The sequence below is a fragment of the Mesorhizobium sophorae genome (genome assembly GCF_002270415.1).
In the GTDB taxonomy this organism is placed as follows: Bacteria; Pseudomonadota; Alphaproteobacteria; order Rhizobiales; family Rhizobiaceae; genus Mesorhizobium; species Mesorhizobium sophorae.
The window spans coordinates 1,543,842-1,567,706 of record NZ_NNRI01000007.1 but is presented as its reverse complement, the minus strand read 5'-3'; the positions used below and the strand labels follow the sequence as shown (position 1 = coordinate 1,567,706).

The window sequence follows — 23,865 nt, the reverse complement described above, 5'->3', positions numbered from 1 at the left end:
GCGCGTCGCTTGAATCCGTTCAAACGCGACGCGCATTAGACATCAATAGGGCCGCCAGGCCGGCGCGGCGACGGCGGTCGTTTCGGTCGAGGCTATTGCGCTAGATGCCGGAACGCCGCCACTACTTCCTCGTAGACATGGCGCTTGAACGGCACGATCAGGTCGGGCAGGTCCTGCATCGGCCGCCATGCCCATTTGTCGAATTCTGCGGTGTGGCCGCCCGGCGGCGGATTGATCTGGATCTCGCCGACATCGCCGTGGAAGCGGAAGGCGAACCATTTCTGCGTCTGGCCGCGATACCTGCCCTTGAAGGCAATGCCGACGAGGTGGTCGGGCAAATCGTAATTGATCCAATCCGGCGCCTCGGCGAGCAGCGAGACGCCGCGCATGCCGGTCTCTTCGTAGAGCTCGCGCTCGGCCGCCTGCAACGGCTCCTCGCCCTTGTCGATGCCGCCCTGTGGCATCTGCCAGAGCTGCGTCGTGCCGGCGAATTCGCTGTCCGGTTCGGCAATGCGATGCCCGACCCAGACCAGGCCGTCGGCGTTGAGGATCATCAGCCCGACACAGGGACGATACGGCAACGTTTCGCGATCAACAGTCTTCTTAGCCATCTTGCCCTCGTGCCGGCCCTTGCTGGAAATTCGATACTTGGGAGGATCGCTAGCCTTTTTGCGGATCGATGGCCACCGCCGAAATCGGCACGATCTCGATGCCGCGCTTCTTGGCCTCGGTCACCCAGGACGACACCGTGTCGACCGTGAGGTCGAAGGCCGAGCCGATGCCGACGGCAAAGCCTTTGGCACGCGCGGTGGCTTCCAGCCCGTCGAGTTTCTTCAGGATGGCGCCGCGATCCTGCACGGCATCGATCGCCGTGTCGCCGGAGACGAAGGGCACGCCGTCCTTCAGCGCCAGGTCCGGCGCCAAGCTGCGTGCCGACGAGCCATCGTCGATATAGGCCAGGCCCCGCTTGCCGAGTTCGGCCATGAACGGCTCCATCGCCGTAGCGTCGGCGGAAAAACGCGCGCCCATGTAGTTCATGACGCCGGTGTAGTTTGTCGTCCGCGACAGCGCCCAGTGTAGGTTCTTCAAATTCTCATCCGCACTCGCCGCCACCGTCAGCGTGTTGCGGCCGGGGTTGATGTTCGGATAGTCGAACGGTTCGAGCGGCACCTGCATGACGATCTCGTGGCCGCCCTGCCGAGCCGCCTGCATCCAGCGGCCGATGCTGTTGCCTTGCGGCGCGAAGGCCAGCGTCACCTCCGCCGGCAACTTGGCGATGGCCGCCTGGGTGCCTGTCTGCGAAACCGCAAGCCCGCCGATGACGATCGCCACCCGTGCACCACGCGCGCCCGACCACGGCCGCGCATAGACGTCGAACGGGCGCCGGCCATCGGCTGCCCGGGCGGGCAATGGCCCGGTCTGGCTGGCTTCGATCAGCGCCTTGTCGGGAATATGGGCGATCTTCAGGTTCTGCCCCATGGTTGACGGGTCGCGAATGACGATCCCCGCCTTGGGCGGGCCGTCGCCCTCCTCCGTCTGTACTTGGATGATCTGCGGCCCACCGGTTTTGGCGGGCGCCTCCGGCTTGGCTGCGGCCACCGGGGCCAATGCGGCCGGCGCGGCAGCGGGCTCGGCCGTCGCCGTCACTTTCGGCGTCGAAACAGCGACCTCTTGCGGCTTGCGGAACGGCTTTTCCCTGAGCGCGATCGCACCGGAGACGCCGACCACCGCCAACACGACCACGGTTGCCGCGATCGCGCCGGCGCTGACCTTGCCGGCCGCGCGCGTCGATCGGACCGTCTGTCCAAGCGGGCGTTCGATGTCCTTGCCTATGTCAGCCAAGCCGCATCCCCGGGCGCATGCTCCGAAGACGAACCTCTTCGAAAAGACATGCGCGAATTCATCAATCCTGGCGCACCCCTGGCGCCCGCATCCCAGGGCTTCGCCTTGCCCCGAATCAAACTGCCGGAACCTTTCGGTCCCGGCAGCATCGCATTGCTTGCATCAGGCGGCCAGACCTGTTGTCGGCCCCTGGCATCGGACCCAAAAGCGGAATCCGGTTTTGGGAAAATCCGATGCCAAAACAGAAAGCTGGAGCGGCGCTTGCGCCGCTCTAGACCCTTTACTGGTTGAGAACGGCCTTCTCCGGATTGGGCGGGAAGGACGGATCGGTCTTCTGGCCGCGCAGCAGCTGCTCGGCATAGATGAGCTGCAGATCGTCCTTCGGATCCGGCGGCACATAGGCTGCCGAGCCTGAACCCGTTGAGCTCTCGTCGGCGCCCTTGATATGGCCCTTGAGGTCGGATTCGCCGCGCGTCAGGTCCCTGCCCTGCAGTTCCGGCGGCAGCGGCTGGTCGACCTTGATGTCGGGCGTGATGCCCTTGCCCTGGATCGACTTGCCGGACGGCGTGTAATAGAGCGCCGTCGTCAGCCGCAGCGCACCGTTTTCGCCGAGCGGAATGATGGTCTGCACCGAGCCCTTGCCGAAGGACTGCGTGCCGACCACCGTGACGCGGCGCAGATCCTGCAACGCGCCGGCGACGATTTCCGACGCACTGGCCGAGCCACCATTGACGAGCACGATCATCGGCTTGCCGTTGATGTCGTCGACCTGCTTGGGCTTGGCGTCGAAACGGGTGACGTCCTTCGGATCGCGACCGCGCGTCGAGACGATCTCGCCGCGGTTGAGGAAGGCATCGGAGACGCTCACCGCCTGGTCGAGCAGGCCGCCCGGATTGAGGCGCAGATCGAGCACATAGCCCTTGAGCTTGTCGTTCGGCACCTGCTTCTTGATAGTGTCGATGGCGTTCTCGAGGTCGTCATAGGTCTTTTCGGTGAACGAGGTGATCTTCATGTAGCCGATGTCGTTCTCGACCCGGAACTTGACCGCCTTGACCTTGATGATGTCGCGCACGACCGTCAATTCGATCGGCTTGTCGGCGCCCTGGCGCAGGATGGTGAGCTTGATCGGCGTGTTGACCAAGCCGCGCATCTTCTCGACCGCGTCGTTGAGGGTGAGGCCGCGAACCTCCTCGCCATCGATCTTGGCGATATAGTCGCCGGCAAGCACGCCTGCCTTGGCGGCCGGCGTGTCGTCGATCGGCGTGATCACCTTGACCAGGTCGTTTTCCATGGTGACCTCGATGCCGAGGCCGCCGAACTCACCCTTGGTCTGCACGCGCATGTCCTGCGCCTGCTCGGCGTTCATGTAGGAGGAGTGCGGGTCAAGCGAGGAAAGCATGCCGTTGATGGCGTTCTCGACCAGCGACTTGTCGTCGGGCGGCGTCACATATTGCGCCCGCACCCGCTCGAAGATATCGCCGAAGATGGCCAGTTGCTTGTAGGTCTCCGACCCCGCAGCGTTCGCCGCCGAGCCGGGTGTGCCATAAACAAGGCTCATGGCGGACGCGCCCATCAGCGCACCGGCAAACAGAAGCGACAGTTTCCGCATCATTTCACGTCCTTCCAGAAAAACGGTCCGCCCACCATGGGGCCGGATCGACGGGTTTTCCATCCTTGCGGAACTCGACATAGAGTTCCGGTGTGGTATTTCCATTCTTCGAAACCGAGGTGCTCGCCACCCGGGCCTCTCCCATCGCGCCGACCGGCTCTCCTGCGAGCACTGATTGGCCAGTCGCGACGCTGATTCTGCTCATCCCCGCCAAAACGACATGATAACCGTCGCCTGCGTTCAGGATCAAGAGTTGACCATAAGAGCGAAACGGCCCCGCATAAAGCACATTCCCATCCGCCGGCGCGGTAACGATGGCTCCCGATTGTGTCGCAACCATGTCGCCAAGCATCACTGCGCCGTTACCGTCCTCGGCACCGAATCGCCGTTTGATGCGGCCGGTCACCGGCAATGCGATCTGCCCCTGCAGTGCCGAAAAGGGTGCCGCTGCGGCAAGTCGATTGCCTTCCGGTACAGGCAGGGACGCCAATTCCGCTGGGGTCTCCGCCGGCGCTGACGTCTTGTCGCCGTCCGCCGTCTTCTGCTCGGCGGCCTTGGCCGCATCTGCCGCCTTGCGGCTTTTGTCGGCTTCGAGCGAGGCGATCAATTCCTTCAGGCTGCCGGCCTTGGCCGCCAGCGCCTCGGACCGCTGCTTTTCAGCGGCCATTTGCGTTTGCGTGTCGGCCTCGAGCTTCTGCTTGGCCTCCAGCAACATGCCGAGCCGCTTCTTTTCCGCTGTCTGGTCGCCGACTGCCGCCGTCAACCGCGCCCGCTCGGCCTCGATCGAGGCAGTGACCCGCGACTGCTCCTTGAGATCGGCCAGCAGGCTATCGGTCTGCTGGCGCAGTTCCGGTACCACGGCGCCGAGCAGGATGGCGCTACGCACCGACGACAGCGCGTCCTCGGGCTTGACCAGGATCGCCGGCGGCGGGTTGAGCCCCATGCGTTGCAGTGCGCCGAGCACTTCGGCCAGCACGTCGCGACGTGCCGCAAGCGATGTGCGGATCTTCTGTTCCTGGCCCTTCAGTCCTTCCAGCTTGGCGCCGATATCCTCGATGTCCTGGCCGAGTTTCTGCTCGGTCATGGCCGACTGGATCAAGGCGGCGGTGATCGAGGCATGGTCCTTCTTGATCGTCGCGATGTCGGCGGCGAGCTTGGCCAGGCGCTCGGACGACAGCGTGATCTCCTTCGAGACCTGTTCGTATTCGGCGCGGCTCTGGTCCGGATCGGGGGCAAGGTCGAGCGTGTTCTCGGCCCGCACCGCGTGCAACGACAGCACGAGCATCGCCGCCGCGATGCCGCAGCGCGCGCGCCATGAGGCCGTTCCTGATTTCGAGTCTTCAGACATTGAAGCCCAACTCTATGCGTGGCTTCGTTAACGAACAATCAACCATGTTCGAAAGCCCCCCAAACCATGTATGAGAGCCCCCAATTGGCGCAGTCTGGTGGCGCATTGGGGCGGAAATCCGTATGGTCGCGCCAAACCACCGGTTACGAACGATGATAGGGATGGCCGGAAAGGATGGTCGCGGCCCGGTACAGCTGCTCCCCCAGCATCACGCGGACCAGTTGGTGCGGCCAGGTCAGCAATCCGAACGACATCACCAATTCTGCCTGATCGCGCAGCGGCTGATCGTGCCCGTCGGCGCCGCCGATGGCGATGACCATCGCCTTGCGGCCGCCATCACGCAGCTGGCCGATGCGGCCTGCAAAGTCTTCGGAGGAAAAATTCTTGCCGCGTTCGTCGAGCAAGATCAGTGCGGTGCCGGGCTGCAACTGCCCCTGCAGCTTCTGGCCTTCGTCGCGCCGGCGCTCGTTGGCGGTCTGCGCGCGCCCCTCGGGGATTTCGGCCACGCCGGCAAATTCGAGCCCCACCGCCGGGCCGCTTTTGGCAAAGCGCTCGAAATAGCGGTCGGCGAGCTGCTTCTCGGGGCCGGCTTTCATCCGGCCCACGGCATGAACTGATACCTTCATCCTCGCCCCTATAAGCCACTAATGCATGTCACCCAAGGTGGGAACCGGTTTTGGGATGACGACATGCATCAAAACAAAGGCGGCTTAGTGGAGGGTCTCTTCCTCGAGGTCCGGCGCCTGCCACATCTTTTCGAGATTGTAGAATTCGCGGACTTCGGGACGGAAGACATGGACGATGATGTCGCCCGAATCGATCAGGACCCAGTCGGCGCCTGCCAGCCCCTCGACGCGCGCCGTGCCGAGACCGGCATCCTTCAGCGCCTTGAGCAGGTGATCGGCGACAGCCGAGACATGACGGTGCGATCGGCCCGACGCAACGACCATGTAGTCGCCGAGGCTCGATTTCCCCTGAATGTCGATTGAGACGATGTTTTCGGCCTTGGAGTCTTCCAGACTGGCAAGGACTGTCTTGATGGCGCGGGACACGGCGTCGTTTACGCTGATCCCGGCCGGCGAAGGCATGATATCGGCCTTCTTCCGCAGTGCTGTTCTCAGTGTATTTCCTTTCGCAGCAAGAACAACCAAATCACCCCCAAAAGCAGGTGACACCACTTAGATAGGCAGAGTTCCGTTGCAGTTTCAAGACGGCGCCCTGTCTCGCACGAACGTATTGTCGGTCCCGCGGTCCCAAAGCATGCCGGAAAAGATCGGAACCCATGGCGCCTGCGTGGGTTATCGGGTCGCCCACCAACCGGATTTTCCCCCATGCCCATCGACCCGCAGAACACCCTTCTCACCGTCCAGGCCGGCCTTGCGCAACTCAGCACGCTGATCGTTTCCTACGCCTTCTCGGCCATCGGTGCCGTCATCCTCTTGGTTGTCGGCTATATCGTTGCCGGCCTTGCCGAGCGTTCCATCTCCGCTGGCCTCGGCCACATTCACGGCTTCGACGCAACGTTGCGGCATTTCTTCTCGAAGATCGTCCGCTATGCCATCCTGATCCTCGTGACGATCATGGTGCTCGGCCAGTTCGGCGTGCAGACGGCGTCGATCATTGCCGCCATCGGCGCCATCGGTCTTGCCATCGGCCTGGCGCTGCAAGGCACGCTGCAGAACATCGCGGCCGGCATCATGCTCCTGGCGCTGCGGCCGTTCCGTATCGGCGAATCCGTCGAGGTCGGTTCGATTGCCGGCTCGATCGAGGAGATCGGCCTCTTCGCGACGAAGCTCAGGACGGCCGACGGCGTATACATCCTGGCGCCCAATTCGACGTTGTGGAACCAGCCGGTGCGCAACTACAGTCGCAACGGCGTGCGCCGCACCGACATCACGCTCTCGATCGGCTCCTGGAACGACATCGACCGCGCCCAGAAGACGCTGCTTGCCATCGCCACCGCCGAGCGCCGGGTCAAGCGCGAGCCGGCGCCGATCGCTTTCGTCGCGACATTGGGTGAAAGCACGGTCTCCATCGCCTTGCGCTACTGGACATCGGCCGCGGATTTCTTTGCCACCCAGGCCGATCTCACCAAGCGCGCCAAGCAGGAATTCGACGCGGAAGGCATATCGATCCCGCTCCCGCCACCCGAAGCGCCGGCGCCGGAAGCCCGCCGGCAATAAAGCATGATCCCGACGGCGGCTTTCGGTTTTCGGAAAAGATCATGCTAGTCAGTTGCCCCGGTTCCGGGGCTGCTCGTCCGGTCCGAAGGCGAGTTCGACCGGCAAGGGCGCCTGCGCTGTCATCGGCGCGAAACTGCCGGTTTCGGCGGCGGGAACGGCCCGCGTCGTCACCACGCGCAAAAGCACGAACAGGCAGAAGGCACAGGCGATGACGATCGCCACATAGATGAAGGCCTGCGTCCCGAAGACGGCCGACAGCGCGGTCACGATGCCGGGCACGATGAAGCCCGAAAGCGACCAGGCAAACAACAGCGAGCTGGACAGCGCCACCAGGTCATCCTTGCCGGCGCGGTCGGCGGCATGCGCACTGGCCAGCGAATAGATCGATTCCGAGGCGCCGTCCCAGACGATGTAGATCACCACCAGAGCCGCCAGCGCGCCGCCATCGAACCCGAGCGCGAGCAGGCCGGCCACCATGGCGAGCGCGGCCGCGGCGATCAGCACATAGCGGCGGTCGGTTCGGTCGGAAATCCAGCCGAGCGGGATCTGCAGGATCAGGGTGCCGACCGGCATCGCCGAAAGCAGCAGGGCGACGTCGGCCTGGCTGTAGCCCTTGGCGGTGGCATGGATCGGCGCGAAGCCGGCGATCGACATCGACAGGCCGCCGACGGCAAGCATGCCGGCGACGCCGACCGGCGAAATCCGCCAGGCCCGGCCGAGCGCCACCGAGGCCGCTTGCGGTGGCGGCGGCTGGGCAAGCCTGGTCAACCCCACGGGCAGGATCGACAGTGCCGTGAAGGCAATGCCGATCAGCGGCGCGTCCGCGGTTCTGATGTCGACAAAAGCCAGCGTCGCATAGCCGACGCCGAGCCCGGCGACATAGGCAACGTAGAAGAACGCCATCACCCTGCCACGGATGGCATTGGCAACGGCATCGTTTAGCCAGCTCTGCGCGACGATGAACAGGCCGCATATGGCAAAGCCGTAGAGCGCGCGGGCAGCGATCCAGAGCAACGGATGCGGGCCGGCGCCGACCGCGGCATTGGCCAGTGCGATCAGCGCCGACAGCACCATGAAGGCGCGGGCATGGCCGACCCTTCGCACCAGCGGTCCGGTCAGGATGCAGCCGGCGAGACCGCCGGCCGAAAGTCCGGTGATGATCAGCCCGGCCCAGGTCGGATCGAAGCCCTCGGCGCCGAGCCGGACCGGGATATAGGCAAACATCAGCCCGTTGCCGACGGCGATCAGCGCCATCGACACGATGACGCTGGCAATCGCGATCAGCGGCGTGGGCTCATCGCCCTGCCCGGCTTCGGTGCGGTGTTTCCTGGTGATCGACATGCCTGCTCAGGATTGCCCATGAAACGGGCAAAGGGTGCGATAAAAGCGACATCGCCAGGTGAGCGGCTCAACCCTTGGCCAGCTTGCGGATTGCGCTCGACGACAGCGACGAGCGCGGGCCGTGGATGAAGGTCCAGGCCGGCGCCTTCATGCGGGCGAGCCTTGGCGCATCCCCTTCGTCGATGCGGGCGTAGTCGAAGGTCTTGGCGACGACCGACGACAGGAACGACAGCGTCGCGCCCGGACGGTCGATGACGGCGATCGGGAAGGTCATCACGATCTCGCGCCAGCGCTGCCAGCGATGGAAATCGCGCAAGCTATCGGCGCCCATGATCCAGACGAAGTCGACGCCGGGATTGCGCGCCTTGACCAGCGCCAGCGCATCGGCGGTGAAGCGAACGTGATGCGCCGCCTCGAACGCGGTGACCTTGATCTTCGGGTTCTTGGCGATCTGCTCCGAGAGCTGCAGCCGCTCGCCGAGCGGCGCCAGTTCACGCGTGCTCTTCAGCGGATTGCCAGGCGTCACCATCCACCACAACTGGTCGAGCGCCAGGCGTCTGAGCGCGATTTCGGCGACAAGGGCATGGCCGGCATGCGGCGGATTGAACGAGCCGCCGAAAAGGCCGACAGCGAGCCCCTTTTCGGCATGCGGCATCTTGAGGTAGCGGGGGCGGACGAGGTGTTCGGACTGCGAAGGCATGTGTCAGGCACCCCCCTCTGCCCTGCCAGGCATCTCCCCCGCAAGGGGGGAGATTAGCAGTTCTAGCGGAGGCGCCCACCTACCAGCACTTGCGACTAGCGAAGGGAGTTGCGACAGCCAATCTCCCCCCTTGCGGGGGAGATGTCCGGCAGGACAGAGGGGGGTGGCTGGGCGCAAAGCTTTAGGCTCTAACGACGAAAAGCTTCAAGGCCTCACCTGTCCCGACCCGTGCACGCGGTATTTGAAGGAGGTCAGTTGCTCGACGCCGACCGGCCCGCGCGCATGCATCTTGCCGGTGGCGATGCCGATCTCGGCGCCCATGCCGAACTCGCCGCCATCGGCGAACTGCGTCGAGGCGTTGTGCAGCAGGATCGCCGAATCGATCTCGTTGAAGAATTTTTCCACCGCCTGCGCGTCCTCGGCGACGATCGCCTCGGTGTGATGCGAGGAGAACGTCTCGATGTGGTCGATCGCACCTGCGACGCCATCGACCAGCTTCACCGCGATGACGGCATCGAGATACTCGGTCACCCAGTCGAGATCAGTGGCCGGCTTGGCGTCGGAAAATGCCTTCAGCACCTCGGCATCGGCATGGATTTCGCAGCCGGCGGCGCGCAGGGCGTCGAGGATCGGCACCAGATGCGTGGCGGCGACAGCGCGGTCGACCAGCAGCGTCTCGGCAGCGCCGCAGACGCCGGTGCGCCGCATCTTGGCGTTGACGGCGATCCGCACCGCCATGTCGAGCTTGGCGGAGCGGTCGATGTAGAGATGACAGATACCGTCGAGATGGGCGAACACCGGCACCCGCGCCTCGGTCTGCACTCGCCCGACAAGGCTTTTTCCGCCGCGCGGAATGATGACGTCGAGCGTGCCGTCGAGCCCTTTTAGCATCTCGCCGACAGCGGCGCGATCGGTGGTCGGCACCAGCTGGATGGCGTCTTGCGGCAGGCCGGCTGCCTTCAGCCCCTCGACCAGGCAGGCATGGATGGCCGCCGACGAATTGAGCGAATCCGAGCCGCCGCGCAGGATCACTGGATTGCCGGCCTTGAGGCAAAGCGCGCCGGCATCCGCCGTGACGTTCGGCCGGCTCTCATAGATGACGCCGACGACGCCGAGCGGCGTGCGCACGCGTTCGATATTGAGGCCGTTTGGCCGGTCCCACGCGGCGATGACGTCGCCGACCGGGTCGCGCAGTTCGGCGATTTCCCTGATACCGTCGGCCATGGCGTGGATGCGCGCCGGATTGAGCTTCAGCCGGTCCATGAACGAAGCGGAAAGCCCGGACTCCTCGCCATTCGAGACATCGATGGCGTTGGCGTCGAGAATATCCTGCTCGCCGGCGACGATTGCCTCGGCCATGGCGACAAGTGCAGCGTTCTTGGCGGCGGTGGTGGCGATGGCCAGCGGTCGGGCGGCAGCGCGGGCGCGGCGGCCGATATCGGCCATCAGCGCCACCGTGTCGTCCCCGGATTTTTCATGCAGCTTCAGCATGGCTCATCCTCCGCTCGATACTTCGTCACCGGCTCGTAGTTCGTCACTGGCCCGTACTTGGTCACCAGCCCGTACTTGGTCACCAGCCCGTACTTGGTCGCCAGGATGGCTCACCACAAGGTCGTCGCGGTGGATCATCGCCGAACGCGCCTCGTAGCCGAGCACGGTTTCGATCTCGGCCGTCTTCAGCCCTGCGATCCTTACGGCATCGGCAGCATCGTAGGCAACCAGCCCGCGCGCGATCTCGCGGCCCTCGGGCGACAGGATAGCCACGGTGTCGCCGCGCGAGAAATTGCCGCTGACCAGCTTGACGCCGGCCGGCAGCAGCGATTTGCCCGACAGCAGCGCGCCGATGGCGCCGGCATCGACCGTCAGCCGGCCGGCCGGTTCGAGCTGGCCGGCGATCCAGGTTTTGTAGCCCTTGACCGGATTGCTGCTCGGCCGGAAGAAGGTGGCGCGCTCGCCGCGTTCGATCGCCATCAATGGCGACAGCCGCGTGCCCGACGTGATGATCATGGCGGTGCCGGCGGCGGTGGCAATCTTGCCGGCATCGAGCTTTGTCCGCATGCCGCCGCGCGACAGTTCGGACGCCGCGGCGCCCGCCATCGCCTCGATGTCCGGCGTGATGCGATCGACCACCGGAATGAACTTTGCACCGGGGTCCCGCGCCGGCGGCGCGGTGTAGAGCCCGTCGATATCGGAAAGCAGCACCAAAAGGTCGGCGCCCATCATGGTGGCGACCCGCGCGGCCAGCCGGTCATTGTCGCCATAACGGATTTCAGAGGTCGCCACCGTGTCGTTCTCGTTGATGACCGGCACCGCCTTCATCTTCAGCAGCGTCGAGATCGTCGCCCGCGCGTTGAGGTAGCGGCGACGCTCCTCGGTGTCGCCGAGCGTCAGCAGGATTTGCCCTGATTTCAGGCTTCCCTTGCCGAGCGCATCCGACCAGGCGCCGGCCAGCGCGATCTGTCCGACGGCGGCTGCGGCCTGGCTCTCCTCGAGCTTCAAGGCCCGCTTGCCCAGTCCAAGGATGGTGCGGCCAAGCGCGATGGCGCCGGAGGAGACGACAAGGATTTCGGCACCACCTTGCGCAAGCACGGCAATGTCGTCGGCCAGCGAGGCCAGCCAGTCGCGCTTCAGGCCCGTCGCGCGGTCGACGAGCAGCGCCGAGCCGATCTTCACGGTGATGCGCCGGTATCTCTTCAGCGACTGCATGGTCCTACTTTTCCCAGCGCGTCTCGACCGGGGCCGAGATTTGCGCCCGCGCCTCGCCCACCACCGCCATCAGCGCCCGCAGCACTGCCTCGACGCCTTCGCCGGTGACCGCCGACAACAGCATCGGCGCCCGGCCCGCGGCGCGCTTCAGCGAGGCGACCTTCTTCTTGCGCGCATCGGCGTCGAGCGTGTCGACCTGGGAAAGCGCGACGATCTCGACCTTGTCGGTCAGGCCGTTGCCATAGGCATCGAGTTCGGCGCGCACGGTCTTGTAGGCCTTGCCCGGGTTTTCCTCTTGTGCCGAGACCAGGTGCAGCAGCACGCGCGTGCGCTCGACATGGCCAAGGAAGCGGTCGCCGATGCCGACGCCCTCATGCGCGCCTTCGATCAGGCCGGGAATGTCGGCGATGACGAATTCGCGCGCATCGATGCGGGCAACGCCAAGACCGGGATGCAGCGTCGTAAAGGGATAGTCGGCGATCTTCGGCTTGGCCGCAGTCACCGCAGCGAGAAATGTCGACTTGCCGGCATTGGGCAGCCCGACCAGCCCGGCATCGGCGATCAGCTTCAGCCGCAGCCAGATATTGAGTTCCTCGCCCGGCAGGCCGGGATTGGCGCGGCGCGGCGCCTGGTTGGTCGAGGTCTTGAAATGCTGGTTGCCGAAGCCGCCATTGCCGCCCTTGGCCAGCAGAAAGCGCTGGCCGACCACCGTCAGGTCGCAGATCAGCGTCTCGTTGTCTTCCTCGAACACCTGTGTTCCGGCCGGCACCTTCAGCGTGACGTCGGCACCCTTGGCGCCGGTCATGTTGCGGCCCATGCCGTGGACGCCGGTCTTGGCCTTGAAATGCTGTTGGTAGCGATAGTCGATCAGCGTGTTCAGCCCGTTGACCGCCTCCAGCCAGACATCGCCGCCACGGCCGCCATCGCCGCCGTCCGGTCCGCCGAACTCGATGAATTTTTCGCGCCGGAACGACACCGAGCCGGCGCCGCCGTCACCGGAGCGTATGTAGACTTTGGCTTGATCGAGAAATTTCATGGGCTGTGCAGTTTCTGCTAGTGGCTTTGTGGCTTTGCGGCATTGCTCTAAATCTAGCGCCTTGCTCTAAACCAAGGCGCGGCGAAGGGCGAGGCCGTTTTGTGACAATGGCCGCTTGGGACCGGCTGGAGAGATGTCGGAATGAAGCTTGTAACCTACAACGTCCAGTACGGCATCGGTCTCGATGGGCAGTACGATGTCGGTCGCATCACTGACGCCGTGCGCGGCGCCGACGTGATCGCCCTGCAGGAGGTCACCCGCAACAATCCCCGGAACGGCGGCCGCGACATGGTCGCCGAGATCGGCGAGGCGCTGCCCGACTATTTCGCTGTCTATGGCAGCAATTTCGAGGCCAATATCGGCTCGCGCATCGACAACGGCCGCGCCATCACCACGACCTTCCAGCTTGGCAATATGGTGCTGTCGAAAACGCCCATTCATCTGTCGCGCAACCTGCTTTTGCCGCGCAGCCGCAGCTTCGAGATGATGAATTTCCAGCGCGGCGCGCTGGAAGCGCTGATCGAGACGCCGTTGGGTTTCATCCGCTTCTATTCCATCCATCTCGATCACCGCAGCCCCGTCGAACGCGCCAGCCAGATCCAGTTCCTGCGCCGACGCCTGCTGAACTATGCGCTCGAAGGCGGCGCGCTGTCCGGCGTCGCCGAGATCGGCCTGCCGGAATTGCCGCATCCCGAAGCCTTCGTCGGCATGGGCGATTTCAACATGCTGGCCGGCTCACCCGAATATGTCGAACTCGCCGGCCGGCCGGACCATGAATTCGGCATGCCGCTGACCGCCGACTTTGCCGTCGATGCCGCCATGCGCCTCAACGTCACCGGCGACGATCTGGTCAGCTGGGTCGACCCCAAACAGCCCGCCAATGCCAGCCGCCACAAGCGCATCGACTATGTCTTCACCAGCGCTTCGCTGGCCAAATCGCTGAAGCGTCTGTGGGTCGACCGCCAGGCAGTCGGTTCGGACCATCTGCCGGTATGGGTCGAACTGGGCTGACTTTTTCAAACCTATGATTTCCATGCGACGCGAGATGCGTCGAGATTCAGGTCAGGCCGAGCCGAGAATGGTGGCTTCCGAGAACCGGAGCGGAGCGTACTTAAAGTACGTGAGCACCGGAAGCGCAGGAAACCGCCATTCGCAGGCCGGCTTCACCTGAATATCGACGCATCTCAAAAATGCACCCAGTTCCTGAGGCTGGTCCAGGTCTTCCTGTCGAGCCGGTAGCGCTCGACCGGCACCTGGCCGGCGACGATCGAGTTCAACATGCCCTGGCCGGCATACTGGAAGCCGCATTTGTGGATGACCCGGCGCGAGGCCGGATTGATGACCCGCGTCGAGGCATGCAGCACCTGGATCGACGTCTTCTGGAAGGCGAGGTCGACCAGCGCGTGCGCTGCTTCGGTCGCATAGCCCTTCTTCCAGTGAGGCTCGCCGATCCAGTAGCCGAGTTCCAGCCCGCGATCGGTGGTGTTGAGACCGGCGCAGCCGACAAAGGTGTCGGTGCCGGCCAGCGTCAGGGCATAGGCGATGCCGGCGCGGCGCGACTTCGTCATGGCAAGGAAGGCGCGGCCCTCGGCCTCACCATAGGGATGCGGCATGCGGGCCAGCATTTCGGCGACATGACGGTTGTCGGCAAGTTCAACCAGTTGCGGAATGTCGCCTTCATGGGGCGCCCGCATCACCAGCCGCTCGGTGACCAGGACCGGGCAGTCTATCGCGTAACTTTCGTCTTCGGTGTCTTCCGCTTCGGCAACCATGTGAAAGTCCTCCAGGCCAAGAAAAAGGGGAGATGGAAACCCATCTCCCCTGATCCTTTTCCTGGCTTTGCCAGACACCGGTTCCCGAGATGGGCGCCGGTGTTCTAGTGCGGAACCGGCTACTCCGCGGCTTTGGCAATCGGGTTGACCGATACGTAGGTTCGGCCGTTGGCTTTTTTGTTGAACGTCACGGCGCCGGTTTCGAGCGCGAAAAGGGTATGGTCCGTGCCCATGCCGACATTGACGCCGGGATGCCAGGTCGTGCCGCGTTGACGAATGATGATGTTGCCCGGGATGACGGCTTCGCCGCCGAACTTCTTCACGCCCAGACGCTTGGAATGCGAGTCGCGACCGTTGCGCGACGAGCCGCCAGCTTTCTTGTGTGCCATCTAACTAACTCCGTTGCGCCGCAAGGCGCCTAAAAGGCCTTATGAACGCGTTCGCGTTCCGTTTCAAGTCCGATTCCGGCGACCTTATCGCCAGAAGATTACTTCGCCGCCAATTCCTTGGCCTGCTCGCGCCAGTCCTTGATCTGGTCGGCGCTGAAGGGCATGTGCTCGTCGATCTTGGCGACATCCTTGTCGGTCAGCTTGGCGAGCTGGGCGAAGGTGATGATGCCCTGCTCGGCAAGGTCCTTGGCAGCGACCGGGCCGATGCCCTTGATCACGGTCAGGTCGTCCGGCTCGCCCTTCGGCGCCTTGAACAGCGGCGCCGCCGCGGTCTCGGCTGCCTTGGCCTTGGGCTCCTTCTTCGGCGCGGCTTCCGCCTTCGCTTCGGTGGCGGCTTCTGCCTTGGCTTCCTTCTTCGGCGCCTTGACGGCTGCCGTCTTCGTCGGCTTGGCGCCACCCAGCAGGATCTCCGAGATCCGAACGGTGGTCAAAAGCTGGCGATGGCCGATCTTGCGGCGCGAATTCTGCCGGCGACGCTTCTTGAAAGCGATGACAGTGCGGTTCTTGCCCTGTTCGACGACTTCGGCGGTGACCACCGCGCCATCGACGAACGGCGCGCCGAACGTGACATTCTCGCCCTCGCCATGCGCGAGAACGTGGCCGATCTCGACGATATCGCCGACACTGGCTTCGACTTTTTCGATCTTCAGGAGATCGTTGGCGGCAACGCGATACTGCTTGCCACCCGTTTTAATGACTGCGAACATTTTTTGCCTTTCGCTGTTCGGTCGGCCTTGATGAACCGCCTCTGGCGGCTCGGCCGTCTTTTTGTCAGTCTGCGGGTTCAAAAAACAAGCGGCGCGGAAGAACCCTCCACGCCGATTGCGCGCTGTCCCTAACCGAAGGTTGGGTGCAAGTCAAGGCGAAGCCGTTGCCGGGACGGTTATTAGCTCGGCAAGCATCTCGCCATGTCGACACGATCGCACGGCATTGCCGTCGTCGGCACGCGAGGATCCGTCGGGCGGCCGGAAATCCGCGTGGGCTTGACCGCAGGCACCAGTGCAAATCCACCGCTTGTCCCGGAAGCCAAATAACTCGCGGATTGGCCTTGTAACCTGCCCGTTCAGCCGTTATCTAGTGCGCCGCGCCGGCAACGGCCGACCATGACCGCGGAGAGGTGGCAGAGTGGTCGAATGCACCGCACTCGAAATGCGGCATGGGTGCAAGCCCATCGGGGGTTCGAATCCCTCCCTCTCCGCCAGTCTCGCAATAGGTCCTCTAACCATCTGAAAAGCCTTCACTTCCCAGGCGCCCTCCAAATGGCGGTGCCGCACGGAAGTTCGACGCGAACCCAACAGAGAGCTCGCCGGCTGTTCAGGGCTGCTCTACGCGCTCATCCCTCGGACAAGCGGGCGCGACGATCACTCCGGCACGCCGGAGATGCCCAAGGCCTCGACGTAACGCTCGGCGAACACCTTGTCCAGCCACGGGTTGATCTGTCTCTGCAGGGTGAGCGTGAAGGTCGGAAACGCCTCCATCAGCCGCCGCGCCGCTGCCTGCGCCTCGTCCAGCCGGTTGAGTTTGACCAGCGCCATGATCACCACCCGGTGCGAGGAGCCGTAGTTCGGCATCTCGTGCAGCGCGCGTTCTCCCCATGCCAGCGCTTCCTCGTAGCGCTCGAGCATCAGGTAGCTCATTCCGATGCCGGAGAGCGCGATGCCCTTCTCGGGATCGACCGGGCTCAGCCGCATTGCCCTGTGAAAGTGCTCGATCGCGACGAGCGGGCGGCTGGCATGTGCGTTCACCCAGCCGCTGCCGGTATGGCCCTGCGCCGAATTGGGGTTGAGCAGCAGGGATCGTTCGATGGCGCCCAGCGCCATCTCGTAGTCCTTCGCGCTGTAGGCGATCACCTGCGCGGCGAAGCGCAGGCTCGTGGGGTCGTCGCGCGCTTCCGCCAGGACCTCGCGCGCCATGCGCACGGCGACTCGGACGTCGTCGGGCTCGTGCCAGCACTGGCTCACGGACAGGCTGCGGATATAGGCGCCGAGTCCCTTTGCCAAGTTGAAGCCAGGGTCGATGCTGAGTGCCTCGTTGATGAGCCGGCGCACGTCGGCAAAGCCTTCGCGCGACATGCTGTAGAAGCGCGGCAGCGCGCGAAGGTAGAGGTCGTAGGCGCTGATGTAGTCGGTCGGCTTCATGCGCGCCTGCTTGATCTCCTGCAGCCGGATGCTCGGCTCGACAGCGCCGACGACGCTTTCGGTTACCTTGTCCTGCAGCTCGAAGATGTCGCTCACGTCGCCCTCGAAGCGGTCGGCCCAGACATGGTGTCCGCTGATCGCGTCCACCAACTGCCCACTGATACGTACCCTCGATCCTGCTCTGCGGATGCTGCCTTCGAGCACGTAGCGGACGCCCAGTTCGCGCCCGACCTGGCGCAGGTCCACCGCCCGGCCCTTGTAGGTGAAGGACGAGTTGCGGGCGATCACGAAGAAGGAGTTCACCCGGCTCAATCCCGTGATGATGTCCTCCACCAGCCCGTCGGCGAAGTACTCCTGGTCGGGGTCGCCGCTCATGTTGGTGAAAGGCAGAACCGCGATCGAGGGTTTGTCGGGCAGGGCAGGCGGTGCAGCCACCGAGGCGCTGGCGTCTGTCTCGACGCGGTAGGCGCGCACAGGCCGCTCGATATTCTTGAGGCGCAGCTCGCCGAGCGGCGTGAAGCCGCAGTCGAGCTTGCCCTCAAGGTGGTCGTAGGCGGTGCCCGAGACGACCACGGTGCCGGGATCGGCGACGCTTTCGAGGCGGGCGGCGATGTTGACACCGTCCCCGTAGAGGTCGCCGTCCTCCTCGCAGACCACGTCGCCGAGATTGATGCCGATGCGCAAGCGTATCCGCTCTTCCTCGGGCGCCTCCGCCTCGTGTTCTGCCAGGGCCTGCTGGATCGCCATCGCCGAGGTCACCGCGTTAACGACGCTCGCGAACTCGCACAGCATGCCGTCGCCGGTGAGCTTGACGATCCGACCCTGGTGCTCGGAGACCAGCGGTTCGAGGAGGTCCTTGCGGTAGATCTTCAGCCTCTCGAGCGTGCCGCGCTCGTCGCGCTCCGTCAGCCGCGAATAGCCGACCACGTCGCAAGCCAGGATCGCCGCGAGGTGGCGCTGCGTGGTCATTTCACTGCTCAGCCAGGCGCCTGCACGCGGGCCGCCCCGCATCCATGCCCTGCCAACTTCCAGACGCCTCCCGTGCATGGTATCCATCTCTCCCAGTCTCCCACCGTCGCCGATACAGAACGGAGAACACAGCCTGACCTTGCCTTCACAAGATTTCGCTATCCGCTTTCAAGGCGTGGAGCGTTCCAGTCGCCGCGCTACAGCCAACCGACGACACGCCCACGCAGTCTCTGGGGACGCTGAAACACCACTCCTCCCAGAAGGTCGGAGATAATTCCTGCCCTGTGTAACCGGTTGACGCCACCGTGGCGGTGCTTTTGTATCGGGCAGGCATCACAACAGACGTTCGCGCTTAGAATGGCCTGATGACCAGGGCACGGTTTCCAACAGGTGCCGGCGTACGATTTCGCGAGGTCTGCAAGGTTGTCAGGTGCGGCGCAATGGCTTGATCGCCTCGCCCACTCGGCGGGCGATCTCCAGCTCGAGATGCTGACGCCTGCGTAGCTGTGCCCGCTTGTTCGGTTTGTATTCAGCCGGATCACGCTGCGTTTTCGTAAGGGGCAGATCGAACATCGTCAGGTGGACCCGGCTGCCCCCGGATTCGGCCCAGAAGCTGTCGTAGTCCGCGGAAATGCGGTGGCGCAGGGCAAAGTCGTTTGCAAAGACATGGCCCGCGTTCGACGCGGCAACAAGACCCGAAATGTTCAGAGAGCGTGCGAGCACCTGGGCCACCAGCAGCAAAAGTGTTTTGGGTCGCAGTCCTTCCATGGCCTTCGTCAGCGTCCGCGCATCATCAAGACCTTGCACTCCAACTGATGCGGACTTGAGCGCACCTATCCAAAGCACTTGTCCCTGCCCGGCGAGCCGCAGGAGCGATCTATCCACAATCGCAAGGCCCATCTCGGTGATTGGCCGCCCGGCCATGCGCAGGAGCAGGCGACACTCAGCCTCCCGGTACAACTTGTCCTGGCCCGTCAGTTCAACCGTGACGTTGCCTACCGTGGTCGAGACATCCAGCAGCTGTTGGCCGCCAGTGTGGCTCCTGATCAGGGCCGCGTCGGTGAAGAGTTGCGCCGCCGCGACGTAATGACCAACGACGGCGACACGACGATGCCCGCGCCTCAGCCCGGTCGTCAGGTAGGATCGGACGGGCTTCAGGGGAATGTCTGGATACTTCTGAAGGATTGCAGCGAAGGGTTCGACACCGAGTTTGGACTGGATGGCGGCGATGTCGCGGCGGAATATCCAACGAAGCGCCGCCCACTTGATCGTATGGACGCATCGGTTCAGTCCGCGTCGAAAGCCGGAGGTCTGCCGTTTGCGATGAACCCGCGGCGGCGATGGCGACATTGCCCCATTCAAATGCTCACCCTTCGCATTCTCCGTGCCTCTTTGTTGGAATCTTAGCTTACCGGTGCTTCGCCGCGACATTACGGATTTGTAAGGTGGCCACGAAAATGGCCGGCTTGCGGATCGGTTTCGCCGCCGGAAAAATGGCAGTGCGCTTGTTCCCGTCGGATGCACGAAGAGTGCGACACTGAGATGCGCTGCCGCCGACGCGTGTCGCCCTCAGCCCAAGCCACCCGACTGGTGGCCCGCGATTGCAGCGAGAAAAACCAGGCCGAATTCCTTGAGCTTCGCCGCCCCGACGCCATTCACTTCGGCGAAGGCGTCGAGATCGGTTGGGCGGCGCTCGGCCATGTCGATCAGCGTGCGATCGGAAAACACCACATAGGCCGGCACCTGCCGCTCCTTGGCGAGGCGCAGCCGCAGTGTCTTCAGCGCGGCCAGCAGCGAAGCATCTACGCCTTCCATGTCCGCGGCCTGGGCGGACCGCACCTTGCCGCGCAAGGCGGGGCTGCGTACCTCGACGCGATAGTGGAACGGCATTTCGCCACGGCCAAGCGCATGGCCTTTTTCGACGATGGCGAGGCCGCCATGGCCGCCCGGATCCGGTATCAGGAAACCACCCGCGACGAGCTGCCGGATCAGCGACAGCCAGAAATCCTTCTTGTGCGCCAGTCCGCTGCCGAAGCTTGAGAGCCTCTGGTGGTTCCTGGCCAGCACCTTCTCGGTTTCATGGCCGAGCAGGATATCGATGACATGGCCGGCACCGAAGCGTTCTCCGCTCTGCGCGACAGCCGCCAGGATGATCCGCGCCTCCGCTCCGCCATCGGCGCGCGGCGCCTGGTCGAGGCAGGTGTCGCAATTGCCGCAAGGCGGCGCTTCCTCGCCGAAATAGCCGAGCAGCACCTGGCGGCGGCAGTGCGCCGTTTCGCAATAGCCGATCAGCGTGTCGAGCCGGCCATGCGAGCGCCTCTTGTGCTCGGGCGGCGCATCCTCGTCGTCGATGAACATCCGCCGCATGCGGATATCGCCAAGGCCAAACAGCATATGCGCCTCGGCTGGTCGCCCGTCGCGGCCGGCGCGGCCGATTTCCTGATAATAGGCCTCCAGGCTGCCCGGCAGATCGGTGTGGAAGACATAGGCGACATCAGGCTTGTCGATGCCCATGCCGAAGGCGATGGTCGCCACCATGACGACACCGGAGAGGGTCATGAAGCTGTTCTGGTTGGCGTCGCGCGCGTCCTTGCTCATGCCGGCATGGTAGGCGAGCGCGGTGACGCCGTTCTTCTCGAGGAAGGCCGCCATTTCCTCCGTCTTCTTGCGCGACAGGCAATAGACGATGCCGCTGCGGCCGGGGTGGCGCTCGACGAAGCTCAGCAACTGGCGCTTGCTGTCCTGCTTGGCGGCGATGCCAAGCTTGATGTTCGGCCGGTCGAACCCCAGCACCAGGGTCTCGACACGCTCGGCGAACAGTCGCGCCTCGATGTCGGTGCGCGTGCCTTCGTCCGCCGTTGCCGTCAGCGCGATGATCGGCACGTTGGGGAAGATGCCGCGCAGCCGCGACAAATCTTCATATTCGCGCCGGAACGCCGGCCCCCATTGCGAGATGCAATGCGCCTCGTCGACAGCAATCAGGCTGACGTCGAGCCTGGCCAGCGCATCGAGCATCCGCTCGGTCATCAGCCGCTCCGGCGCGAGATAGAGCAGCCGCGTCTGGCCCGCCGCGACGCGACGCCAGGCGGCGACATTGGCTTCTCGGTCGATCGAGGAATTGATCGTATCGGCGGCAACGCCGGCAAGGCGCAAGGCGGCGACCTGATCCTGCATCAGCGCCACCAGCGGCGAAACGACGATGGTCAGCCCGCCCAGAACCAGCGCCGGCACCTGGTAGCAAAGCGACTTGCCCGCACCCGTCGGCATGACGGCCAGCACATGACGCCCGGCCAGCAGCGCGTCCATGACATCGGCCTGGCCGGGGCGAAAATCGTCGAAGCCGAACACGTCCTTCAGGACGCGCCGCTTGGGGTCCTCGGCCCGAACGCTCGCTGCCTGTGCCTGCATCAGTCGGACACCGGGGCGGAAACGATTTTTGGTGGATTGGAGAGGATGTGGAAACCGATCAAAACGACTCTCCGCGTGACGCCTTGGAGTAGCGCAGCCGTCATCCAACCACAACGGCCCTTTGCGGGAACCTCGGTTCGTTGACATCGCCGGGCTGCACCATGGCGGCGATGGGACCCATGTTGGAGACAGAGGCTGTCCCTTCCCTTGCGACACCTGCACTCCGCTGGATTCCATCACCCGCTGCGATGTAAGCTTGTCCCGACCAAGGCCAGGGAGGGCGCTCTATGCTGCAGACCAGACAAGATGCTCTCGGCGAGCGGTTTCAGCTGCGGCGTACCGCCTTCGAGACGCAGCCTTTCCCGGACATTGGCGTCCGCAAGGACCGCCTGAAGCGACTGCTGGCGCTGACTGAGCGACATGAGGCCGATATCTGCGCCGCGATCGACGCCGACTTTGGTGGCCGCTCCGCGCACGAGACGCGCCTTGCGGAACTGTTTGTCGTGCGCGCCGGCATCCGCCACGCGCTGTCTCATCTGAAGAGCTGGATGCGCGAGCGTCGCGTTGCCACCACCATGCCGTTCGTGCCCGGCAGAAACCGCCTCGTCGCGCAGCCGCTGGGTGTCGTCGGAATCGTCTCGCCCTGGAACTATCCCTTCCAGCTTGCCGTCGCACCGGTAACCGCGGCACTTGCCGCTGGCAATCGCGTGCTCGTCAAGCCGTCCGAACTGACTCCGGCTTTTTCGGCGTTGCTGGCGCAACTGGCCGGCCAGCATTTCGCACCCGATGAGCTCAGCGTCATCACCGGCGATGCGGAGATGGGAAAGGCTTTCGTGTCGATGCCTTTCGATCATCTGCTGTTCACCGGTTCGACCGCGGTCGGCCGCCAGGTTGCGATCGCCGCCGCCGCCAACCTGACCCCGGTTACGCTCGAACTCGGCGGCAAGTCGCCGGCGATCTTCGATCCGTCCTGCGACCTCGATGCGGCGGCAGCCAGCGTCGCCTATGGCAAGCTGTTGAATGCCGGGCAGACCTGTATCGCGCCGGACTATCTGCTGGTGCCGCAAGGGCAGGCAGGCACCGTCGCCGCGAAGCTCGCGACGGCAATAGCGCGGCTCTACCCGACCTTGCGCGACAATCCCGACTATACCGCCATCATCAGTGACCGGCACCACCAGCGCCTGCGCGAGATGATCACTGAGGCCCGCGATACCGGCGCCGATGTCGTCGAAATCAACCCGGCCGGCGAGGAACTCGGCACTGCCAGCCGGAAGTTGCTGCCGACCCTGGTCCGCAATGCCGGCCCGAACCTGCGGCTGATGCGCGAGGAGATTTTCGGGCCGGTGCTGCCGATCGTCGAGTATGCGGGGATAGACGAGGCGATCGACCATGTGAACCGCGCGGACCGGCCGCTGGCGCTCTACTGGTTCGGGCGCGACAGCGGCAACCGTCAACGCATCCTGCACGAGACGGTCGCCGGCGGCGTCACCATAAACGACTGCATGCTGCATCTGGTGCAGGAGAACCAGCCCTTCGGCGGCGTCGGCGCCAGCGGCATGGGCGCCTATCACGGCGAATGGGGTTTCCGCACCTTCAGCAAGCAGAAGCCGGTTTTCCTGCAGTCGAGGCTGAGCGCGGGAGGCTTGCTGCGTCCGCCCTATGGCAAGACGTTCGAGCGGATTTTCAGCCTGCTCCGGCACATCACCTGACCTAGAGTAATTCCAGGAAAAGTGTGAAACGGTTTTCCCGGGAAAAGCGCGTACGCGCTTTCCCTCAGGGAATTGCGTCAAAACAAAGAGATAGAGTGGTTCTCCGTTTCCGTGAAATGATGAACCGCTCTGGGACAGCCATCGGTTGTACGGCGCGTTAAACCTATGTTCACGATGATACGGCAGGCTCCACATCCTGCGGTCATGTCTTGAGTACCGCGGCGCCAAAAGCGCCCAGGCAACAACCCGCGCCTCTTTGGGGCGCGGGTCATTCCCCGCGCTCGATCTCCCAGCCTTGGCTAAGCAAGTCGTGGTCTAGGCGAGAAAATCGGCCCGGTGCGGCGTGAAACTGTCGACCAACCGCCCCGCCTCCAGCGCCTTGACGCCGTGCACCAGATTGGACGGCACGATGAAGCTGCCACCGGCCGCGATGATTTCGGTCCGCCCGTCGATGGTCACCTCGAAGCGGCCCTCCGCGACATAGCTCGCCTGGACATGCGGGTGCGAATGCAGGGCACCGACGCCACCTTTGTAGAAACCGAATTCGACCATCATCAGTTCATCGGTGTGCAGCAGAACGCGCCGCCTGTTGCCATCCGGCGTCGCCGTCCAGCCACCCTCGCCGGCATGCGCGAAAATCTTCGGCTCAGCCATC

At 64.3% G+C, this 23,865-nt stretch carries 21 protein-coding genes and 1 tRNA gene; 4 read left to right on the top strand and 18 right to left on the bottom strand.

From position 1 onward, the window contains the following. Positions 1–92: 92 nt before the first annotated feature. The 6 genes from CGZ66_RS12025 to rsfS all read right to left on the bottom strand — a co-directional run bounded on the left by CGZ66_RS12025 (position 93) and on the right by rsfS (position 5,887). On the bottom strand, positions 93–611 hold the full coding sequence (locus tag CGZ66_RS12025; protein WP_095084199.1) for an RNA pyrophosphohydrolase: 519 nt from the start codon (positions 609–611) through the stop codon (positions 93–95). Between the two features lie 49 nt (positions 612–660). Continuing rightward, positions 661–1,842 (bottom strand): divergent polysaccharide deacetylase family protein, encoded by a 1,182-nt coding sequence (locus tag CGZ66_RS12020; protein WP_095084198.1) that lies wholly within the window; start codon positions 1,840–1,842, stop codon positions 661–663. A 280-nt stretch (positions 1,843–2,122) separates the two neighbouring features. Beyond that, a complete protein-coding gene (locus CGZ66_RS12015) occupies positions 2,123–3,454 on the bottom strand; it encodes a S41 family peptidase (RefSeq protein WP_167392059.1) in 1,332 nt (443 codons plus the stop codon). Between the two features lies 1 nt (position 3,455). Next, positions 3,456–4,799 (bottom strand): murein hydrolase activator EnvC family protein, encoded by a 1,344-nt coding sequence (locus tag CGZ66_RS12010; RefSeq protein ID WP_095084197.1) that lies wholly within the window; start codon positions 4,797–4,799, stop codon positions 3,456–3,458. A 143-nt stretch (positions 4,800–4,942) separates the two neighbouring features. Next, positions 4,943–5,425 carry a 23S rRNA (pseudouridine(1915)-N(3))-methyltransferase RlmH gene (gene rlmH, locus CGZ66_RS12005; protein WP_095084196.1) on the bottom strand — a complete coding sequence of 161 codons (483 nt, stop codon included), beginning with the start codon at positions 5,423–5,425 and terminating at the stop codon, positions 4,943–4,945. Positions 5,426–5,509: 84 nt separating this feature from the next. After that, the gene (gene rsfS, locus CGZ66_RS12000) at positions 5,510–5,887 is read right to left on the bottom strand and encodes a ribosome silencing factor (RefSeq protein ID WP_091578959.1); all 378 of its coding nucleotides are present in this window, start codon (positions 5,885–5,887) and stop codon (positions 5,510–5,512) included. A gap of 243 nt (positions 5,888–6,130) precedes the next feature. Between rsfS and CGZ66_RS11995 the strand changes: the two genes are divergently transcribed. Next, positions 6,131–6,982: a mechanosensitive ion channel family protein gene (locus CGZ66_RS11995; RefSeq protein WP_095084195.1), complete on the top strand. Its 852-nt coding sequence runs from the start codon at positions 6,131–6,133 to the stop codon at positions 6,980–6,982. A gap of 48 nt (positions 6,983–7,030) precedes the next feature. Here the strand turns inward: CGZ66_RS11995 and CGZ66_RS11990 are convergent, their stop codons facing one another. The 5 genes from CGZ66_RS11990 to obgE all read right to left on the bottom strand — a co-directional run bounded on the left by CGZ66_RS11990 (position 7,031) and on the right by obgE (position 12,765). After that, positions 7,031–8,323 carry an MFS transporter gene (locus tag CGZ66_RS11990; RefSeq protein WP_095084194.1) on the bottom strand — a complete coding sequence of 431 codons (1,293 nt, stop codon included), beginning with the start codon at positions 8,321–8,323 and terminating at the stop codon, positions 7,031–7,033. 67 nt (positions 8,324–8,390) lie between these two features. After that, on the bottom strand, positions 8,391–8,978 hold the full coding sequence (locus tag CGZ66_RS11985) for a nicotinate-nucleotide adenylyltransferase (RefSeq protein WP_095084425.1): 588 nt from the start codon (positions 8,976–8,978) through the stop codon (positions 8,391–8,393). Positions 8,979–9,227: 249 nt separating this feature from the next. Beyond that, positions 9,228–10,514, bottom strand: a complete 1,287-nt coding sequence (locus CGZ66_RS11975) for a glutamate-5-semialdehyde dehydrogenase (RefSeq protein WP_095084192.1) — start codon at positions 10,512–10,514, stop codon at positions 9,228–9,230. Positions 10,515–10,517: 3 nt separating this feature from the next. Beyond that, complete coding sequence (gene proB, locus CGZ66_RS11970) at positions 10,518–11,729, bottom strand: glutamate 5-kinase (protein WP_095084191.1); 1,212 nt, start codon at positions 11,727–11,729, stop codon at positions 10,518–10,520. Between the two features lie 4 nt (positions 11,730–11,733). Further along, complete coding sequence (gene obgE, locus CGZ66_RS11965; RefSeq protein WP_095084190.1) at positions 11,734–12,765, bottom strand: GTPase ObgE; 1,032 nt, start codon at positions 12,763–12,765, stop codon at positions 11,734–11,736. Positions 12,766–12,906: 141 nt separating this feature from the next. Between obgE and CGZ66_RS11960 the strand changes: the two genes are divergently transcribed. Continuing rightward, positions 12,907–13,776 (top strand): endonuclease/exonuclease/phosphatase family protein, encoded by an 870-nt coding sequence (locus CGZ66_RS11960; RefSeq protein ID WP_095084189.1) that lies wholly within the window; start codon positions 12,907–12,909, stop codon positions 13,774–13,776. A gap of 173 nt (positions 13,777–13,949) precedes the next feature. Here the strand turns inward: CGZ66_RS11960 and CGZ66_RS11955 are convergent, their stop codons facing one another. The 3 genes from CGZ66_RS11955 to CGZ66_RS11945 all read right to left on the bottom strand — a co-directional run bounded on the left by CGZ66_RS11955 (position 13,950) and on the right by CGZ66_RS11945 (position 15,693). Continuing rightward, positions 13,950–14,537 carry a GNAT family N-acetyltransferase gene (locus tag CGZ66_RS11955; RefSeq protein ID WP_095084188.1) on the bottom strand — a complete coding sequence of 196 codons (588 nt, stop codon included), beginning with the start codon at positions 14,535–14,537 and terminating at the stop codon, positions 13,950–13,952. Between the two features lie 119 nt (positions 14,538–14,656). Further along, positions 14,657–14,926 (bottom strand): 50S ribosomal protein L27, encoded by a 270-nt coding sequence (gene rpmA / locus CGZ66_RS11950; RefSeq protein ID WP_013529063.1) that lies wholly within the window; start codon positions 14,924–14,926, stop codon positions 14,657–14,659. A gap of 98 nt (positions 14,927–15,024) precedes the next feature. Further along, positions 15,025–15,693: a 50S ribosomal protein L21 gene (locus CGZ66_RS11945; RefSeq protein WP_095084424.1), complete on the bottom strand. Its 669-nt coding sequence runs from the start codon at positions 15,691–15,693 to the stop codon at positions 15,025–15,027. A gap of 404 nt (positions 15,694–16,097) precedes the next feature. Between CGZ66_RS11945 and CGZ66_RS11940 the strand changes: the two genes are divergently transcribed. Continuing rightward, positions 16,098–16,187: transfer RNA gene (locus CGZ66_RS11940), tRNA-Ser, on the top strand. 160 nt (positions 16,188–16,347) lie between these two features. Here CGZ66_RS11940 and CGZ66_RS11935 read toward each other — a convergent pair. The 3 genes from CGZ66_RS11935 to recQ all read right to left on the bottom strand — a co-directional run bounded on the left by CGZ66_RS11935 (position 16,348) and on the right by recQ (position 21,501). After that, the gene (locus CGZ66_RS11935) at positions 16,348–18,093 is read right to left on the bottom strand and encodes an adenylate/guanylate cyclase domain-containing protein (RefSeq protein WP_095084423.1); all 1,746 of its coding nucleotides are present in this window, start codon (positions 18,091–18,093) and stop codon (positions 16,348–16,350) included. A gap of 426 nt (positions 18,094–18,519) precedes the next feature. Beyond that, the gene (locus CGZ66_RS11930) at positions 18,520–19,443 is read right to left on the bottom strand and encodes a DUF535 family protein (RefSeq protein ID WP_095084187.1); all 924 of its coding nucleotides are present in this window, start codon (positions 19,441–19,443) and stop codon (positions 18,520–18,522) included. A 219-nt stretch (positions 19,444–19,662) separates the two neighbouring features. Next, positions 19,663–21,501: a DNA helicase RecQ gene (recQ, locus tag CGZ66_RS11925; RefSeq protein ID WP_095084186.1), complete on the bottom strand. Its 1,839-nt coding sequence runs from the start codon at positions 21,499–21,501 to the stop codon at positions 19,663–19,665. Between the two features lie 287 nt (positions 21,502–21,788). Between recQ and CGZ66_RS11920 the strand changes: the two genes are divergently transcribed. Further along, on the top strand, positions 21,789–23,210 hold the full coding sequence (locus tag CGZ66_RS11920; protein WP_095084185.1) for a coniferyl aldehyde dehydrogenase: 1,422 nt from the start codon (positions 21,789–21,791) through the stop codon (positions 23,208–23,210). Between the two features lie 315 nt (positions 23,211–23,525). On the opposite strand, the gene CGZ66_RS11915 is transcribed toward CGZ66_RS11920, so the two are convergent. After that, positions 23,526–23,864, bottom strand: a complete 339-nt coding sequence (locus CGZ66_RS11915) for a cupin domain-containing protein (protein ID WP_095084422.1) — start codon at positions 23,862–23,864, stop codon at positions 23,526–23,528. Position 23,865 lies beyond the last annotated feature (1 nt).

Bases quoted from the DNA above. Each gene is read 5' to 3' on its own strand.
- CGZ66_RS12025 (WP_095084199.1), bottom strand. From the start codon at position 611: ATGGCTAAGAAGACTGTTGATCGCGAAACGTTGCCGTATCGTCCCTGT.
- CGZ66_RS11955 (WP_095084188.1), bottom strand. From the start codon at position 14,537: ATGGTTGCCGAAGCGGAAGACACCGAAGACGAAAGTTACGCGATAGAC.
- CGZ66_RS12010 (WP_095084197.1), bottom strand. From the start codon at position 4,799: ATGTCTGAAGACTCGAAATCAGGAACGGCCTCATGGCGCGCGCGCTGC.
- CGZ66_RS11960 (WP_095084189.1), top strand. From the start codon at position 12,907: ATGAAGCTTGTAACCTACAACGTCCAGTACGGCATCGGTCTCGATGGG.
- rlmH (WP_095084196.1), bottom strand. From the start codon at position 5,425: ATGAAGGTATCAGTTCATGCCGTGGGCCGGATGAAAGCCGGCCCCGAG.
- CGZ66_RS11945 (WP_095084424.1), bottom strand. From the start codon at position 15,693: ATGTTCGCAGTCATTAAAACGGGTGGCAAGCAGTATCGCGTTGCCGCC.
- CGZ66_RS11990 (WP_095084194.1), bottom strand. From the start codon at position 8,323: ATGTCGATCACCAGGAAACACCGCACCGAAGCCGGGCAGGGCGATGAG.
- CGZ66_RS11920 (WP_095084185.1), top strand. From the start codon at position 21,789: ATGCTGCAGACCAGACAAGATGCTCTCGGCGAGCGGTTTCAGCTGCGG.
- CGZ66_RS11935 (WP_095084423.1), bottom strand. From the start codon at position 18,093: ATGACCACGCAGCGCCACCTCGCGGCGATCCTGGCTTGCGACGTGGTC.
- rsfS (WP_091578959.1), bottom strand. From the start codon at position 5,887: ATGCCTTCGCCGGCCGGGATCAGCGTAAACGACGCCGTGTCCCGCGCC.
- proB (WP_095084191.1), bottom strand. From the start codon at position 11,729: ATGCAGTCGCTGAAGAGATACCGGCGCATCACCGTGAAGATCGGCTCG.
- CGZ66_RS11995 (WP_095084195.1), top strand. From the start codon at position 6,131: ATGCCCATCGACCCGCAGAACACCCTTCTCACCGTCCAGGCCGGCCTT.
- rpmA (WP_013529063.1), bottom strand. From the start codon at position 14,926: ATGGCACACAAGAAAGCTGGCGGCTCGTCGCGCAACGGTCGCGACTCG.
- CGZ66_RS11975 (WP_095084192.1), bottom strand. From the start codon at position 10,514: ATGCTGAAGCTGCATGAAAAATCCGGGGACGACACGGTGGCGCTGATG.
- CGZ66_RS12015 (WP_167392059.1), bottom strand. From the start codon at position 3,454: ATGATGCGGAAACTGTCGCTTCTGTTTGCCGGTGCGCTGATGGGCGCG.
- CGZ66_RS11930 (WP_095084187.1), bottom strand. From the start codon at position 19,443: ATGTCGCCATCGCCGCCGCGGGTTCATCGCAAACGGCAGACCTCCGGC.
- CGZ66_RS11915 (WP_095084422.1), bottom strand. From the start codon at position 23,864: ATGGCTGAGCCGAAGATTTTCGCGCATGCCGGCGAGGGTGGCTGGACG.
- obgE (WP_095084190.1), bottom strand. From the start codon at position 12,765: ATGAAATTTCTCGATCAAGCCAAAGTCTACATACGCTCCGGTGACGGC.
- CGZ66_RS11985 (WP_095084425.1), bottom strand. From the start codon at position 8,978: ATGCCGCATGCCGAAAAGGGGCTCGCTGTCGGCCTTTTCGGCGGCTCG.
- recQ (WP_095084186.1), bottom strand. From the start codon at position 21,501: ATGCAGGCACAGGCAGCGAGCGTTCGGGCCGAGGACCCCAAGCGGCGC.